Consider the following 17,196-nt stretch of genomic DNA (forward strand, 5'->3'; position numbering starts at 1 on the left):
ACCGAGCAGCGTGAGGGGTAACGGCTCGTCATCCTGACTGAGATCCCGACGAATAGTCATCACGGAAACTTCCAGCATTCGTGCCGCCTCTTTCAGATGGATTCGGTCGGTCTTCTTCAACAATTCCATCAGACGTCGAATACGTTCTTTCTGCTTGGTTTCCATGTGCTTCTCCACGAATCATATTTCCATGTTCCTTCAGTAACATTTTTGTGTTTCTGAGAACATGACATTGCCGCATTACTATACGTCTGACTATTCGGAAATAAAAGCGTGTTTTTTCACGTTTTATTGATTATATCCAGTTAACTTTCAGTCAATTGTAAGCAACTTCATCATTTTTAGTGTGATCGGATAGCAACATTTAGCGTAATAAATAAACAATAAAATGATCTTCCAATCGCGATCCTAGTCACAAATGATACAAAAGTAACATGATAATGTTATTTTAATATCATTGTTGTGTGATTGTTTCTGAGAGGTAGTAAAATGGATATCGCGGTTATTGGCTCCAACATGGTGGATCTCATCACCTACATCAACCAGATGCCCAAAGAAGGGGAAACGCTGGAAGCGCCGGCGTTCAAAATTGGCTGTGGAGGCAAAGGCGCAAATCAGGCCGTTGCGGCCGCTAAGCTCAATTCCAAAGTGCTGATGCTGACAAAAGTCGGTGATGATATTTTTGCGGATAACACTATTCGTAATCTCGAATCCTGGGGAATTAATACCACCTATGTCGAAAAGGTACCCTGCACCAGCAGCGGTGTCGCACCGATCTTTGTTAATGCCAACTCCAGCAACAGCATTCTGATTATTAAAGGAGCGAACAAATTTCTCTCCCCGGAAGATATCGATCGTGCGGCGGAAGATCTAAAAAAATGTCAGCTTATTATCCTGCAACTGGAAGTGCAGCTGGAAACTGTTTATCACGCGATTGAATTCGGCAAAAAGCACGGTATTGAAGTGTTACTAAATCCCGCCCCTGCATTACGGGAATTAGATATGTCTTATGCCTGTAAATGTGATTTTTTCGTGCCGAATGAAACCGAGCTGGAAATATTAACCGGTATGTCAGTAGATACCTATGACCATATTCGCGCAGCAGCACGTTCTCTGGTTGATAAAGGTCTAAACAATATTATCGTCACCATGGGTGAGAAAGGTGCGCTGTGGATGACGCGTGACCAGGAAGTCCATGTTCCGGCGTTTAGAGTGAACGCTGTCGATACCAGTGGCGCAGGCGACGCTTTCATCGGTTGTTTTGCTCACTATTACGTTCAAAGCGGTGATGTGGAAACCGCCATGAAAAAAGCCGCCCTCTTCGCTGCTTTCAGCGTTACCGGGAAAGGCACTCAATCATCTTATCCAAGCATCGAACAATTTAATGAGTTTCTTACCTTAAACGAATAATACTCCTGCACTGTAAAAGGTAGCACTATGAACGATAAAAACATCATTCAGATGCCTGACGGCTATTTGAATAAGACCCCTCTGTTCCAGTTTATTTTGTTATCCTGTTTATTCCCGTTATGGGGATGCGCAGCCGCATTAAATGATATTCTGATTACGCAATTCAAAAGTGTATTTTCACTCAGTAACTTTGCCTCGGCATTAGTTCAGAGTGCCTTTTATGGCGGCTATTTTTTAATTGCGATCCCGGCATCTCTGGTGATTAAAAAAACCAGTTATAAAATCGCCATCTTAATGGGGCTGACCCTTTATATCGTTGGGTGTACGCTCTTTTTCCCGGCATCGCACATGGCCACCTACACCATGTTCCTTGCGGCGATTTTCGCGATTGCGATTGGCCTGAGTTTCCTGGAAACGGCAGCCAACACCTACAGCTCAATGATAGGCCCAAAAGCCTATGCGACCTTACGCCTGAACATCAGCCAGACCTTTTATCCTATTGGCGCAGCGGCTGGTATTCTGCTGGGTAAATATCTGGTCTTCTCTGAAGGTGAAAGCCTGGAAAAACAGATGGCCGGGATGAACGCCGAGCAGATCCATAACTTTAAAGTGATGATGCTGGAAAATACTCTTGAGCCATACAAGTACATGATTATGGTGCTGGTTGTGGTGATGGTGTTATTCCTGCTGACCCGCTTCCCGACCTGTAAAGTCGCGCAAACCACGAGTCGTAAACGCCCGTCAGCGATGGATACACTGCGTTATCTGGCCAGCAATGCCCGTTTCCGTCGTGGAATTGTGGCGCAATTTCTTTATGTGGGGATGCAGGTCGCGGTGTGGTCATTCACCATCCGTCTGGCACTGGAATTAGGTGATATCAACGAGCGCGACGCCTCAACCTTCATGGTCTATAGCTTCGCCTGCTTCTTTATCGGCAAGTTTATCGCCAACATTTTGATGACACGCTTCAATCCGGAAAAAGTGCTGATTCTCTATTCCATCATTGGTGCCCTGTTCCTCATCTATGTTGCACTGGCGCCAAGTTTCAGCGCTGTGTATGTCGCAGTGCTGGTAAGTGTCCTGTTTGGACCCTGCTGGGCGACAATCTATGCCGGTACGCTTGATACCGTGGATAACGAACATACCGAAATGGCAGGTGCCGTCATTGTTATGGCGATTGTCGGCGCGGCGGTGGTTCCGGCGATTCAGGGCTATGTGGCTGATATGTTCCATTCATTGCAACTTTCGTTCCTGGTTTCCATGCTCTGCTTCGTGTACGTCGGTATCTACTTCTGGCGTGAAAGCAAAGTGCGTAACAACCTGGCTGAAGCGACAGTTTCCTGAGGAGAGCGATCATGACAACACGTATAACGCTGTGGCGAGAACTCTTTGCAGAGCATCCGCGAATCTTACTGAAGAATAGCGACTTCACGGTTACCGCATTTCGTTACGCCAGCGGAGTGGAAGGGCTGAAGGTAGAAAACAGTCGTGGACATCTGGTTATTCTGCCCTGGATGGGGCAAATGATCTGGGATGCTCAGTTTGATGGCCATGACCTGACCATGCGTAACATGTTCAGTCAGCCGAAACCGGCGGCGGAAGTGGTGGCGACCTACGGCTGTTTTGCCTTCCACTCAGGTCTGTTGGCTAATGGTTGCCCATCGCCAGAAGATTCACATCCTTTGCACGGTGAAATGGCTTGTGCCGCGATGGATGAAGCCTGGCTGGAGCTGGAGGGTGAGAATTTGCGCGTGGGTGGACGCTATGAGTATGTGATGGGGTTCGGTCATCATTATCAGGCGCATCCTGCGGTGGTAATGCACAAAGCGAGCGCGCTGTTTGATATTCAGATGGCGGTTACCAACCTCGCCTCAGTGGCAATGCCGTTGCAGTACATGTGCCATATGAACTATGCCTACGTACCGGAAGCCTCCTTCAGCCAGAATATTCCGGATGAAGCCATGAAGCTGCGTGAGTCGATACCCGCGCATGTTAAGCCGACTGAGCAATGGCTGGCGTTTAATCAGCGGATTGTGCAGGGCGAGGCTTCTCTGGCGCGGCTCAATGAACCCCATTTTTACGATCCGGAAATTGTCTTCTTTGCTGACCAACTGGACAGGTACACAGATAAGCCGGAATTTAGCATGATCGCACCAGATGGCACCACGTTCGTTACACGCTTCTCCAGCGCGGAGCTGAATTATGTGACGCGATGGATCCTGTATAACGGCGATCAACAGGTTGCGGCATTCGCCTTGCCTGCAACCTGTCGACCCGAAGGATTCCTGGCGGCACAACGCAATGGCACCTTGATTGAAATAGAACCGCAGCACACCCGGACATTTACCGTCACGACAGGCATAGCCTGATCGCTCAAGGCTTGAACACCAAAGCGCTTATCGTTAAGGTAAGCGTTTTTGCCGGATGGCGGCATAAACGCCTTATCCGGCCTACCTTCCCGTAGGCCTGATAAGCGCAGCGCCATCAGGCGTTTCCCGGCCCCAGGACAAACCCATGATCACCATCGCCCTTATCGACGACCACACTATCGTCCGCTCCGGCTTTGCCCAACTGCTGGGGCTGGAAGCTGATTTGCAGGTTGTGGCGGAATTTGGCTCCGGGCGCGAGGCGCTGGCCGGTTTACCGGGGCGCGGCGTGCAGGTGTGTATTTGCGATATCTCGATGCCCGATATCTCGGGCCTGGAGCTACTCAGCCAACTGCCAAAAGGGATGGCGATCATCATGCTCTCCGTCCACGACAGCCCGGCACTGGTCGAGCAGGCGCTCAACGCAGGCGCGCGTGGCTTTCTTTCAAAACGCTGTAGCCCGGATGAACTGATTGCCGCCGTGCATACCGTGGCGACCGGCGGTTGCTATTTGACGCCAGACATCGCCGTCAAGCTGGCGGCCGGGCGTCAGGATCCGTTGACCAAACGTGAGCGTCAGGTGGCGGAGAAGCTGGCGCAGGGGATGGCGGTGAAAGAGATTGCCGCCGAGCTGGGGCTGTCGCCGAAAACGGTGCACGTTCATCGCGCCAACCTGATGGAAAAGCTGAACGTCAGCAACGATGTTGAACTGGCGCGCCGGATGTTTGACGGCTGGCAATGAACGCACTTTTCTCCCGGTTGATTACCGTTGTCGCCTGTTTCTTTATCTTTTCCGCCGCGTGGTTTTGCCTGTGGAGCATCAGCCTGCATCTGGTCGAACGCCCGGAGCTGGCGGTGCTGCTGTTTCCGTTTGGCCTGCGTCTGGGATTAATGCTGCAATGCCCGCGCGGCTACTGGCCGGTGCTGCTGGGCGCGGAATGGCTGTTGATGTACTGGCTGGCGCAGGAGGTGGCGCTGGCCCATTTGCCACTTTTGATGATCGGAAGCGCCCTCACGCTACTCCCGGTGATGCTGATTTCGCGATACCGCCATCAACGCGACTGGCGCACGTTGCTGTTGCAGGGCGCAGCGCTGACGGCGGCGGCGCTGCTGCAATCGCTGCCGTGGTTGGGGCAGGGGGAGGAAGCGTGGAATGCGCTGTTACTGACCCTGACCGGCGGATTAACGCTGGCGCCGATCTGCCTGGTGTTCTGGCACTACCTCACCAGCACCACCTGGCTGCCGCTCGGCCCGGCGCTGGTGTCACAGCCGGTAAACTGGCGCGGGCGACACCTGGTCTGGTATCTGCTGCTGTTTATCGTGAGTCTGTGGCTACAGCTCGGTTTGCCCGCTGAGCTTTCGCGCTTTACGCCGTTTTGTCTCGCTTTACCGATTATTGCGCTCGCCTGGCATTACGGCTGGCAAGGCGCGCTGATTGCGACGTTGATGAACGCCATCGCGCTGATTGCCAGCCAGACCTGGCACGATCACCCGGTCGATTTACTGCTCTCGCTGCTGGTGCAAAGCCTGACCGGGCTGCTGCTCGGCGCGGGTATTCAGCGGCTGCGTGAGCTTAACCAGTCGCTGCAAAACGAGCTGGCGCGTAATCATCGGCTGGCGGAACGTCTGCTGGAGACCGAAGAGAGCGTGCGCCGCGACGTGGCGCGCGAGCTGCACGACGATATCGGCCAGACCATCACCGCCATTCGTACGCAGGCGGGTATCGTACAGCGCCTGGCCCCCGAGAACGCGGGCGTTAAGCAAAGCGGGGCGCATATCGAGCAGTTGTCTCTGGGCGTGTACGATTCGGTGCGCCGCCTGCTGGGTCGCCTGCGACCGCGACAGTTGGACGATCTCACGCTGGAACAGGCCATCCGTTCATTGATGCGCGAAATGGAGCTGGAAAGTCGCGGTATTGTCAGCCACCTTGACTGGCGAATTGATGAGTCATTGCTGAGCGAAAGCCAGCGCGTGACGCTGTTTCGCGTCTGTCAGGAAGGGCTGAACAACATTGTGAAGCACGCCAATGCCAGCGCGGTGACGCTCCAGGGCTGGCAGCAGGGTGAGCGGTTGATGCTGGTGATGGAAGACGACGGCAGCGGCCTGCCGCCTGGGTCGAACCCGCAGGGTTTCGGCCTCACCGGGATGCGCGAGCGGGTGACGGCGCTCGGCGGTTCACTCACGATTTCCTGTATGCACGGTACGCGCGTCAGCGTGTCGCTGCCCCAGCGCTACGCCTAAGGAACGGCCATGTTTCAGTTTTTAAAAGCTCCGGCCAGCGCGCCGCTTATCACCGACAAGCAGGAAGTGGACGCCCGCTACCGTTACTGGCGGCGGCATATTTTGCTGACTATCTGGCTCGGCTACGCGCTGTTTTATTTCACGCGCAAAAGCTTTAACGCCGCGGTGCCGGAAATTATCACCAGCGGCGTGCTGACCCGCAGCGATATTGGCCTGCTGGCGACGCTGTTTTACATCACCTACGGGCTGTCGAAATTTGTCTCCGGTATTGTTAGCGATCGCTCCAACGCCCGCTATTTTATGGGCATTGGGCTTATCGCCACCGGCGTGGTTAACATCCTGTTCGGCTTCTCAACCTCGGTCTGGGCCTTTGCCGTACTGTGGGCGCTGAATGCCTTCTTCCAGGGCTGGGGCGCGCCGGTGTGCGCCCGTCTGCTCACCGCGTGGTATTCGCGCAACGAGCGCGGCGGCTGGTGGGCAATCTGGAACACCGCGCACAACGTCGGCGGCGCGCTGATTCCGATCGTCATGGCGGCGGCAGCGCTGCATTACGGCTGGCGCGCCGGGATGATGATTGCCGGTACGCTGGCGATCGTGGTGGGTATTTTTCTTTGCTGGCGGCTGCGCGACAGGCCGCAGGCGATTGGTCTGCCGCCGATTGGCGACTGGCGGCACGATGAGCTGGAAATTGCCCAGCAGCAGGAGGGCGCGGGGTTAACTCGTAAAGAGATCCTCACCAAATATGTGTTGCTCAATCCATATATTTGGCTGTTGTCGCTGTGCTATGTGCTGGTGTACGTGGTACGCGCGGCGATCAACGACTGGGGCAATCTGTATATGTCGGAGACGCTCGGCGTCGATTTGGTCACCGCCAACACTGCCGTCACCATGTTTGAACTGGGCGGGTTTATCGGCGCGCTGGTGGCGGGCTGGGGCTCGGACAAGCTATTCAACGGCAATCGTGGGCCGATGAACCTGATTTTCGCCGCCGGGATTCTGCTTTCGGTCGGCTCGCTGTGGTTGATGCCATTCGCCAGCTACGTGATGCAGGCGGCGTGCTTCTTCACCACCGGCTTCTTCGTCTTTGGCCCGCAGATGCTGATTGGCATGGCGGCGGCGGAGTGCTCGCACAAGGAGGCGGCGGGCGCAGCGACCGGCTTTGTCGGCCTGTTTGCTTATCTGGGGGCATCGCTCTCCGGCTGGCCGTTGGCGAAAGTGATGGAGGTCTGGCATTGGAGCGGATTCTTTGTGGTGATCGCCATCGCGGCCGGCATCTCAGCACTGCTGTTGCTGCCGTTCTTAAATGCCCAGGCACCGCGCGATCTCAACGAAGCGTGATGCACCTCACCTTTTTGCCCCGAGTTAGGCAAAACTAAGAAATATTCCCGGTTTCACCTGGACGCTGTCTCAGGCGTGTCTCCCGTCTGATTTTTACAATGCCTGCCATTCGCAGGTAAAAAAATCAGCTCGGGAGTGTCAAATGCTGGCCTTTCTCAACCAGGTGCGCAAGCCGACCCTGGATCTGCCGCTCGATGTGCGGCGCAAAATGTGGTTCAAACCGTTCATGCAGTCCTATCTGGTGGTCTTTATCGGCTATCTGACCATGTACTTGATCCGCAAGAACTTCAACATCGCGCAGAACGACATGATCTCCACCTACGGGCTGAGCATGACGCAGTTGGGGATGATTGGCCTCGGCTTCTCCATCACCTATGGCGTGGGTAAAACCGTGGTTTCCTACTACGCGGACGGCAAAAATACCAAGCAGTTCCTGCCGTTTATGCTGATCCTCTCCGCCATCTGTATGCTTGGCTTCAGCGCCAGCATGGGCGCGGGGTCAACCAGCCTGTTCCTGATGATTGCCTTCTACGCGCTGAGCGGTTTCTTCCAGAGCACCGGCGGCTCGTGCAGCTATTCCACCATCACCAAGTGGACGCCACGCCGTAAGCGCGGTTCCTACCTCGGCATGTGGAATATCTCCCACAACCTCGGCGGTGCGGGTGCGGCGGGCGTCGCGCTGTTCGGCGCGAATTACCTGTTCGATGGCCACGTCATCGGTATGTTTATCTTCCCGTCGATTATTGCCCTGATTGTCGGTTTTATCGGCCTACGCTATGGCAGCGACTCCCCGGAATCTTATGGCCTCGGTAAAGCCGAAGAGTTGTTCGGCGAGGAGATCAGCGAAGAGGACAAAGAGACCGAAGAAAACGAGATGACCAAATGGCAGATCTTTGTTGAGTACGTGCTGAAAAACAAAGTGATCTGGCTGCTGTGCTTCTCCAACATCTTCCTGTACGTGGTGCGTATCGGTATTGACCAGTGGTCCACCGTCTACGCCTTCCAGGAGCTAAAACTCTCCAAAGAGGTGGCAATTCAGGGCTTTACCCTGTTCGAAGTGGGCGCGCTGGTCGGCACGCTGCTGTGGGGCTGGCTCTCCGATCTCGCTAACGGTCGTCGTGCGCTGGTGGCCTGCGTGGCGCTGGCACTCATCATCGCGACGCTGGGTGTTTACCAGCACGCCAGCAACCAGTACGTCTATCTGGCTTCGCTGTTTGCGCTCGGCTTCCTGGTGTTTGGCCCGCAGTTGTTAATCGGCGTGGCCGCCGTCGGATTTGTGCCGAAAAAAGCGATCGGCGCGGCCGACGGGATTAAAGGCACCTTCGCCTACCTGATTGGCGACAGCTTCGCCAAGCTGGGGCTCGGGATGATTGCCGACGGCACGCCGATTTTCGGTCTCACCGGCTGGGCGGGCACCTTTGCTGCACTGGATACCGCCGCCATCGGCTGTATCTGCCTGATGGCCATCGTGGCCGTGTTTGAAGAACGTAAAATTCGCCGTGAGAAAAAGATTCAACAATTGAAAGTTGCTTGAGTTAAGTGTGCATTGGTAACTTTTGCCCGCCTTAATGGCGGGCTTTTTTATGCCTGAGACTGACAGAAAGTATTATAAGCCTCGATAAATGCCTTCGCATTTGCGGCTGTTTGGTGGATAGATTGTCCGGCACGATACAGATCGCTGCCTAAGCCGGCACCGAAACAACCTGCCTTCAGGTAATGGGACAAATTGTCTGGCCTAATTCCGCCAACGGCATACAAAGGGACTTGAGGAGGCAAAACGGCTTTTAATGCCCGGATGTAATTCGGTCCCAGTTCCCCCGCAGGGAAAATTTTCAATCCGTCCGCGCCATGCCGGAATGCAACAAATGCTTCGCTGACTGTTTGGCAGCCGATGCAGGTGGTCATTTTGGCCGCTCGCGCAGTATCAATTACTTCCGGATCGGTGTTGGGCGTAAGGATAAATGCACATCCCAGCGAAGAGAGTGTGCTGACATCACTGACATTAGTGACCGTTCCGGCACCGATTTTTACTGTATGACCATAATGTTCCACGGCAAGAGCAATACTACGTTGCCAGTCTGGCGAATTCAGCGGTATTTCTATTGTGCGGAATCCGGCTGTGATAAGTGCATCAATATGGGCCAGCACTTCATCGGGCTTCACCCCGCGTAAAATAGCGACCAAAGGGTTATGACTATTCATTTAAAAGTCTCCTGATGCCATTAATAAATGCTTTTTCACCGTTACACAGCCGACAGCGATAACCGAAATGATGAAACAGGCTTTGATAGCGGCTGAGCAAATCGTCATTGCCCACCAGAATGACTTCTTCTTCAGTGTTAATGGCATAGTGCTGTAGCATTTGTGCTATTTCATGGCCAATCAATAACCCTGACAGAGATTCGTAAAGCGTATCGGGTAACAACGCATGGGTGAGTATTCTGGCTCTCAGATCAAATAGGCTGCGGGATAAACATGTTTCCTGCCAGCCGCGTTCGGCTCCTGCTAAAAAAGCCTGTTCGTTCTTGTTTTGTTCCTCGGCGTTTTTCCCAACGATGGAGTAGTGTGAAAGTAAGTGGAAAAACTCGCCGGTCATGACGGTTTGAAAATCGCAGACGTTACTCTCTTGTACCTGCACCCATTTGCTGTGTGTTCCCGGGAATACGTACCAGTTCCCATCAGCTAAGGCGCCAAATAGCTGAGTTTCCTCTCCACGCATAACGTTGTAGTTTTCCGGCCCGGCAATTTGCAGGCCAGGAACGATGAAAGTGGGAAAAGGGCCCGCATCTTCAACCTTTGTTAGATGCTGTGATAATGCACTTAACGGGGTTGGACAGCGTAAATAGTGGCTATCTACCCACCCGATATTACTGCCCACCATTCCGCTCATTATGACGGTTGTATCTGTGTTTAATGGCCGCGGACACAAACTGAGCAGTGTTAACCAGGTGTCTTTGAATACACCTGGTTGATGTTTGAGTACCCCATTCTGACTGACGTGTTGCCAGACACATTGATTCTGTTGATAGACCCAAATGCGCAGGTTGCTTGAGCCCCAGTCTACGGCAATGAAATTCTCTGAATTGAACATACATCGTTCCTGATGTTGAAAGATGGCCCGTAAACGGGCCAGATTCAGGCGGATTACTCGTCAGTAATGACCATTTTTTTATCAAAGTTGATCAGCAGCGAGCAGATGAGATAACCCACAGCAGCCAGCGCAAAGAACATCATCGCTGCGTAATAGTTCCCCGTGGATTGCACCAGGAAACCGATAAAAATAGGCAGGATGGCTGCAAACAAATTACTGGTGAAGTTCATGGTTCCGCAAATGGTGCCTGCAACTGATTGTGCGCCCAGTAGTCCGGGTATTGACCAGTAAACGCTGGCCCATCGCAGGGGAAAAAGGGCAATAGTGAGCAAGGTAATTGCGACGGCTGGCGTCGAGCTTTGTGCGCAAAGGAAAATACCAACACCAGCGGTGGTAGCCGAAATCGCCAACATCGTATGCATAACGCGGCTTGTTTTTGCTCCTTTGCTGCGCCATTTATCCATAATGTAGCCGCCAGTCAGTTGGCCGACAAAACACAGCAGGAAGATCAGCGCCATTGCTCCGCCCATCGATTTGATATCAAATCCGTAGGTGGCCTGGAAATAGAGCGGTAGCCATGTCATCAGGCCATAGAACACGAAGCTATAGCAGACCCAGCCACAGATAAGTGCAATCACATTACGTTGTTTCAGGTAAGGTTTGATATCGGCCAGACGGTATTTCTTGCTACTGGTTTCAGCACCGTTTGCCGCAACAATATGGTCTAGTTCAGCTTTATTGATGCTGGGGTGTTCTGATGGATAAGTGCGGATGTACCACCAGGCCAATAAACCGACAATCATTGTTCCCACACCAGCCACCACGAATGCCATACGCCATGAGTCGAAAAAGGCAATAAGTCCGGCGATGATCACCGCACCCAGCGCCGTACCCAATGGAGCGCCGCCATCAAGTAGCATCGAACCACGTCCGCGTTCGGTTGGCGTTAACCATGTGCCCATTAACTTCGCGCCGGCGGGCATGATTGGAGATTCAGTGACGCCTAACCCCAGACGAGAAAGTGAAAGGGTGAAAATAGAGTGACACAGAGCCGCAACGGCTTGAAATGCTCCCCATAAGATAGTGGCCAGCGCAATGATATGTCTGGCTTTGAATTTATCAGCAATGACCCCACTGGGGATTTGCATTAATGCATAAGCCCAGAAAAAGGCACTATGAATCACACCAACAACGCGAGTATCGGTAATACCAAATTCATCTGTAATATAAGGCATGGCAATAGAAAGAGAGGTGCGGTCAATATAGTTAATAGCACCTAATAAGAGCATAATAATAAATATGCGCCACCTTACTGTTGTTGCCTTTAATTTTTCTTCTTCAGTATTTACGTTAACAATAGACATAAGGGCTCCTTGCCATACTCATAATGAGTATGGCGGTACGAGGTATTATTATCTTGTGGAGTGTTACATTATGGAGCCAACAGTCCAGGGGACGAATTCTTGACTGCCATAGCCAAATTCCTCACTCTTCGTTTTTTTACCTGATGCCATCTCAAGGATCATCTGGTAGATACGTTCACCGACTTCTGCAATGGATTCTTCCCCCTCGACAATGGTTCCGCAATTAATATCCATATCCTCCTGTTGGCGTTGCCAAAGCGCATTATTGGTAGCCAGCTTCAAGCTTGGGGTTGGCTTGGAACCAAAGGCAGAACCTCGGCCTGTGGTGAAACACAGAAGATTTGCTCCTCCGGCGATTTGCCCCGTGACGGCAATAGGGTCATATCCAGGGGTATCCATAAAGACAAAACCCTTCGCGGTTACCGGTTCAGCATACTCATACACTTCTGTCAGATTGGTTGTACCCGCTTTAGCAATACCACCAAGTGATTTTTCCAGAATTGTCGTCAGCCCGCCGACTTTGTTACCCGCCGAAGGGTTGTTGTTCATTTCGCTTCCAGTGCGGCGACAATACTCTTCCCACCAGTGAATGCGGGCAATGAGTTTTTCACCTATCTCGCGAGAAACGGCACGGCGGGTAAGAAGATGTTCGGCACCATAAATTTCGGAGGTTTCAGATAAAATCGCTGTTCCGCCTTGTTGCACCAGTTTATCTACCGCATAGCCCAGAGCTGGATTGGCTGAGATCCCGGAATAGCTGTCGGAACCGCCACATTCGAGCGCGAGTATGATTTCTGATGCAGGGATAGGTTGACGTGTTACCTGGTTAGCAACGGGCAACATTTGGTTAACCAGGGAAATTCCTTTCTCAATGGCGTGACGTGTACCGCCCACATCCTGAATGGTATAACTGTGCATCATTGGGCCATCGGCTAGTCCATGGGCATTCATCATGTCTTGAATTTGACTGGATTCGCATCCCAGTCCAACGATGATTACGCCGGCAAAGTTAGCATGGGTGGCATAACCGGCCATCGTACGTCTCATGACGTCCATTGATTCACTTTTAGAGCCAATAGCACAGCCAAAACTTTGTGGTAATGACACCACGCCATCAACATTCGGGTAATCTGCAAGACCCTGCAGACGGAAGTGATCCTCAATAGCTCTTACGACCGTGGCACTACAGTTTACGGAGCTTAAAATACCGATGTAATTACGTGTAGCTGCACGGCCATCGGCGCGGCGGATACCCATAAAGGTATCCTGTTGAGGGGCTGGAGAAGGTGAATGGCAATCTTCACCCCAGGCATAGTCGCGTTCAAAGTCACCCATTCCCAAATTATGCATGTGGATGTGTTCGCCAGGCTTAATGGGCTGAGTTGCGAAGCCAATAATTTGCCCATAACGTCTGACCGCATCGCCAACCTTCAGTGCATGCAGGGCGATTTTATGCCCTGCGGGAATATCACTGAGTACAGTAATGTGCTCTTCTTCAAGCCGGGTGCCTGCGGGGACAGCCTGCCTTGCGATAACCACATCATCTTTGGGATTCAATTTTAATACGGGGTTGATGTTCATTATCTTTGCTCTCATGCTGGTTTATACCGTAATACGGGATAAAATATTTTTAACCTGTTCTCTTTTTTCTTCATTTAACGGTAATGCTGGCGGGACAACTGCAGTTGATATATCCACGCCACTTAATTTAATGGCGGTCTTGATAACGGCAAAGAAAGGTTGTTCTAAGGCATATAAAGGTGATAATCCGGCAAGTTGTTGTTGAAGTGCTTTGGCGGTAGCGAGATCGTTCTGCTGAATTGCCTGATAAATTCCGCGTGTAATATGAGGCGCAAAGTTAAATGTTGCCGGAATGCCGCCATGTCCACCGAGTAATAATGTATCAAGTAAATATTCGTCATAGCCGCTAAAAATGATAAAATCTGGGCGGAAACAGTGAACCTGATTAATAACTTCCCTGGTGTGGCTAATGTTATCAATTGTATCTTTAATGCCAACGATATTTGGTACTTCGCGGGCAAGGCGAGTGATGACATTTATACCAATATCCTGGCCAGTTAGTTCTGGAAAATTATATAAGAAGACGGGAATGCTTAGCGCTTCAGCAATTCGTTTGTAATGCGTAAAGCGGGCCTCATCGCTGAGTTTTGCATAATAAGGATTGACTACCAGTACTCCTTTTGCGCCCGCGTTTTCAGCATGCCTTCCAAGTTGGATAGTTTCCGCTGTGCTGGCGCAGGCGATACCAATAAGAACAGGAACTCTACCGGCAACATGCTGCAGGCTAAACTCTGCAATTTGCTTTCTTTGTTCGGACGAGAAATGGGAAAATTCGCCGCCACTGCCCAGAATGAGCATTCCGTCGGCACCATTGCTAATCACATGGTCAATCATTACTGCCATTCCAGCGCGATCCAATTCCCCGCTTTCGTCAACGATAGTCGGTACTGGCGGGAAGATGCCCTTAAAAATGTTCAACATTGCCACTCCTTTAGTTCTATATATGGAACTCATGTTCTGTATATTGAAGTTAGTACAGCAAATATCCAAATCGTTCGTCAACGTTTTTTGCAGAACAAATGAACAACTGTGAGATTGATCGGGTTTGTGGGTATAAAATTTAGGTAATAGAGCCCAGTTTGCGTATGTGCAAAAAAGCCGCATTCCTGAGAAAAGTGATTGCGGTATACTGTGCAGAGTCTATGAATAAAAAAGATTAATAGCGCATGAACCAAGACATTACGACCTCTGTTCCCGCATTGGATAAGACAGTAAAAATCTGTAATTATCTTTTTAACTCCCCAGGAGCGACCTTCAGTCAGATTCAGCAGGATCTGGCATTACCAAAAAGCAGCACGTCTTCCCTGCTAAATGCACTGGTTGCGCATCATCTTTTGCGCCTGGAAAAGGGACGTTTCTTTTTGGGCTTGAAGCTGTACGAATGGGGAAATCGTTCGTTGGAACAATTTGATATTCGTAATGCGGCACTTCCTGTTTTGGAAAAACTGCGTCAGCAAACGGACCTGACCTGTCACTTAGGTATATTGGATGAAGTCGCGCCAATTTATCTTATGAAGCTGGAGAATACCCAGCCGATTGGCATTCGGACCTGGGTCGGTAAAAAATTACCGATGCACAGCTCCGGTGTGGGCAAAGCGCTTTGTGCCTGGCTGCCGCAAGATAAAATTGATGAGTTGTTGCCTGATGAAGTGTTGCCACGGTATACCGAAACCACCATTACCAGCAAAAAAGCATTAATGAAGGAATTTGCCAGAATCCGCGAGCAAGGCTGGGTCTTTGATAACGCCGAAGACTCCCCTGGCATCTATTGCATTGCCGCACCGGTTTTTAACCGTAATAAAGACGTGATTGCGGCAATAAGTATCAGCGGCGTTGAACTACAAATGCCAAAAAATTGTATTCCACAATATTCGCAGTGGGTGCGCGAAGCCTGTCAGTCACTCTCGGAAAAATTAGTTTAAGCGGGCGGTATCGTCATTAATGATTTGGATAATGCTGGCCACGTTGGTGGTTGTTTTTGTAGTGGGCTTCCGGGTGCTGACGTCCGGATCACGACGGGCCATTCGCCGTCTGAGTGAGCGACTGAGTATTGATGTAGTACCAGTAGAATCGATGATTGACCAGATGGGAAAAGTACAGGGGGAGGCGTTTTTACAGTACCTGCACCGCCCTGATGAATCGCATCTGCAAAATGCCGCCCAGGTATTGTTAATCTGGCAAATCGTCATTGTCGACGGCAGCGAGCAGAACCTGCTGCAGTGGCACCGCCTGCTACAAAAATCTCGCCTGGCCGCCCCGATCACCGACGCGCAGGTGCGTCTGGCGCTCGGGTTTCTACGTGAAATGGAGCCGGATATGCAGGAGCTTAACGCGTTCCAGATGCGCTATAACGCCTTTTTCCAACCTGAAGATGGCGTGCACTGGCTGCACTGATAGTGATGCCTGATGGCGCTACGCTTATCAGGCCGACAAAAGAGCTCAGCCGTAGGCCGGATAAGGCGACGCCGCCATCCGGCGGTGAGAGTTGTCAAAACGTTAAATACGTCACACTTTTAATGTTACAATGCGTAACTTTTCTACAATCACCCCACGCAGGTAACAAAATGAGTGACGCTGTTGAACAAAAATCCCGCGCTGAGGTAAATACCCGGCCAAACTGGTCGGCGGTATTCGCCGTGGCGTTCTGTGTTGCCTGCCTGATAACCGTTGAGTTTCTGCCCGTTAGCCTGCTGACGCCAATGGCACAGGATCTGGGCATTTCGGAAGGCGTTGCCGGACAATCAGTAACCGTGACGGCGTTTGTCGCCATGTTCGCCAGCCTGTTTGTGACGCAAATTATCCAGGCAACCGATCGTCGCTATGTGGTGATCCTGTTTTCGGTTCTGCTGACGCTTTCCTGCCTGCTGGTTTCATTTGCTAACTCTTTTACGCTCCTGCTGATCGGTCGTGCCTGTCTGGGGCTGGCGCTCGGCGGGTTCTGGGCGATGTCAGCGTCGCTGACCATGCGTCTGGTTCCCGCGCGTACGGTACCGAAAGCGCTGTCGGTGATATTTGGCGCGGTGTCCATCGCGCTGGTGATTGCCGCGCCGTTGGGGAGCTTTTTGGGCGGCATCATCGGCTGGCGCAACGTGTTTAACGCGGCGGCGGTAATGGGCGTGCTGTGCACCATCTGGGTGGTGAGAGCGCTGCCTTCGCTGCCGGGCGAACCTGCGCATCACAAGCAAAATATGTTCAGCCTGCTGCAGCGCCCCGGAGTAATGGCCGGGATGATTGCCATCTTCATGTCCTTCGCCGGGCAGTTCGCCTTCTTTACCTATATTCGCCCTGTCTATATGAATCTGGCGGGCTTTGATGTTGATGGCCTGACGCTGGTGCTGTTGAGTTTTGGTATCGCCAGCTTTGTCGGGACGTCGTTCTCTTCGGTGATTCTGAAGCGCTCGGTCAAACTGGCCCTGGCCGGTGCGCCGCTGGTGCTGGCGCTCAGCGCGCTGGTCCTGATTCTGTGGGGTAGCGATAAAGTGGTGGCCTCGGGTATTGCGATAATCTGGGGGCTGGCGTTTGCGCTGGTACCGGTTGGTTGGTCGACGTGGATCACCCGCTCGCTTGCCGATCAGGCAGAAAAAGCTGGATCGGTCCAGGTCGCCGTGATCCAGCTTGCCAATACCTGCGGGGCTGCGGTGGGAGGCTATGCGCTCGATAACCTCGGACTGCTGTCGCCCCTGATGCTCTCGGGCAGCCTGATGCTGCTGACAGCGCTTCTGGTAACGATGAAGGTCAGGATTCAGTGAAAACTGTTGCCGGATGGCGCATCGTTTTCAGTCAACACGGTCATCCGGCAACTTAA

The 17,196-nt window shown here is 52.1% G+C and carries 16 protein-coding genes; 10 read left to right on the plus strand and 6 right to left on the minus strand.

All coding sequences use genetic code 11. The annotated features are described in order from the left end of the window. A partial coding sequence (locus KQJ18_RS05520; RefSeq protein WP_216421630.1) for a DeoR family transcriptional regulator occupies positions 1–165 on the minus strand: 165 nt, incomplete at its 3' end. Between the two features lie 324 nt (positions 166–489). Here KQJ18_RS05520 and rbsK point away from each other — a divergent pair. From rbsK to uhpT, 7 genes are all read left to right on the plus strand, one after another. After that, positions 490–1,410, plus strand: a complete 921-nt coding sequence (gene rbsK / locus KQJ18_RS05525) for a ribokinase (protein ID WP_085049142.1) — start codon at positions 490–492, stop codon at positions 1,408–1,410. Positions 1,411–1,437: 27 nt separating this feature from the next. Then, positions 1,438–2,754: an L-fucose:H+ symporter permease gene (gene fucP / locus KQJ18_RS05530; protein ID WP_038635670.1), complete on the plus strand. Its 1,317-nt coding sequence runs from the start codon at positions 1,438–1,440 to the stop codon at positions 2,752–2,754. 11 nt (positions 2,755–2,765) lie between these two features. After that, complete coding sequence (locus KQJ18_RS05535) at positions 2,766–3,779, plus strand: aldose 1-epimerase family protein (RefSeq protein ID WP_087857250.1); 1,014 nt, start codon at positions 2,766–2,768, stop codon at positions 3,777–3,779. Between the two features lie 145 nt (positions 3,780–3,924). Next, positions 3,925–4,518, plus strand: a complete 594-nt coding sequence (gene uhpA, locus KQJ18_RS05540) for a transcriptional regulator UhpA (protein ID WP_038635664.1) — start codon at positions 3,925–3,927, stop codon at positions 4,516–4,518. Then, entirely contained in the window at positions 4,515–6,017 is a 1,503-nt protein-coding gene (uhpB, locus tag KQJ18_RS05545; protein WP_204526348.1) for a signal transduction histidine-protein kinase/phosphatase UhpB, read from the plus strand. Before uhpA ends, uhpB begins: the two co-directional genes overlap by 4 nt. A 9-nt stretch (positions 6,018–6,026) precedes the next feature. Further along, a complete protein-coding gene (locus KQJ18_RS05550) occupies positions 6,027–7,355 on the plus strand; it encodes an MFS transporter (protein WP_110496422.1) in 1,329 nt (442 codons plus the stop codon). A gap of 142 nt (positions 7,356–7,497) precedes the next feature. Further along, complete coding sequence (gene uhpT / locus KQJ18_RS05555; RefSeq protein ID WP_038635654.1) at positions 7,498–8,889, plus strand: hexose-6-phosphate:phosphate antiporter; 1,392 nt, start codon at positions 7,498–7,500, stop codon at positions 8,887–8,889. Positions 8,890–8,936: 47 nt separating this feature from the next. Here uhpT and KQJ18_RS05560 read toward each other — a convergent pair whose 3' ends face one another. The 5 genes from KQJ18_RS05560 to KQJ18_RS05580 form a co-directional block, all read right to left on the minus strand. After that, a complete protein-coding gene (locus KQJ18_RS05560) occupies positions 8,937–9,557 on the minus strand; it encodes a 2-dehydro-3-deoxy-6-phosphogalactonate aldolase (protein ID WP_199967136.1) in 621 nt (206 codons plus the stop codon). Next, complete coding sequence (locus KQJ18_RS05565; RefSeq protein ID WP_137346629.1) at positions 9,550–10,446, minus strand: 2-dehydro-3-deoxygalactonokinase; 897 nt, start codon at positions 10,444–10,446, stop codon at positions 9,550–9,552. The genes KQJ18_RS05560 and KQJ18_RS05565 overlap by 8 nt, the downstream gene beginning before the upstream one ends. Before the next feature lie 53 nt (positions 10,447–10,499). Continuing rightward, positions 10,500–11,810, minus strand: a complete 1,311-nt coding sequence (locus tag KQJ18_RS05570) for an MFS transporter (protein WP_051594496.1) — start codon at positions 11,808–11,810, stop codon at positions 10,500–10,502. Between the two features lie 63 nt (positions 11,811–11,873). Next, positions 11,874–13,391 carry an altronate dehydratase family protein gene (locus tag KQJ18_RS05575; protein ID WP_085049135.1) on the minus strand — a complete coding sequence of 506 codons (1,518 nt, stop codon included), beginning with the start codon at positions 13,389–13,391 and terminating at the stop codon, positions 11,874–11,876. A 21-nt stretch (positions 13,392–13,412) separates the two neighbouring features. Continuing rightward, positions 13,413–14,312: a dihydrodipicolinate synthase family protein gene (locus KQJ18_RS05580; RefSeq protein WP_085049134.1), complete on the minus strand. Its 900-nt coding sequence runs from the start codon at positions 14,310–14,312 to the stop codon at positions 13,413–13,415. A gap of 245 nt (positions 14,313–14,557) precedes the next feature. Between KQJ18_RS05580 and KQJ18_RS05585 the strand changes: the two genes are divergently transcribed. The 3 genes from KQJ18_RS05585 to nepI all read left to right on the plus strand — a co-directional run bounded on the left by KQJ18_RS05585 (position 14,558) and on the right by nepI (position 17,140). Next, a complete protein-coding gene (locus tag KQJ18_RS05585) occupies positions 14,558–15,313 on the plus strand; it encodes an IclR family transcriptional regulator (RefSeq protein ID WP_038635638.1) in 756 nt (251 codons plus the stop codon). 19 nt (positions 15,314–15,332) lie between these two features. Then, entirely contained in the window at positions 15,333–15,785 is a 453-nt protein-coding gene (locus KQJ18_RS05590; RefSeq protein WP_038635635.1) for a DUF1198 family protein, read from the plus strand. A 170-nt stretch (positions 15,786–15,955) separates the two neighbouring features. Next, entirely contained in the window at positions 15,956–17,140 is a 1,185-nt protein-coding gene (gene nepI / locus KQJ18_RS05595; RefSeq protein WP_110496424.1) for a purine ribonucleoside efflux pump NepI, read from the plus strand. The last annotated feature ends 56 nt before the right edge of the window (positions 17,141–17,196 follow it).

The sequence above is a fragment of the Citrobacter sp. S55_ASV_140 genome (assembly GCF_018919505.1).
Classification (GTDB): domain Bacteria; phylum Pseudomonadota; class Gammaproteobacteria; order Enterobacterales; family Enterobacteriaceae; genus Citrobacter; species Citrobacter werkmanii.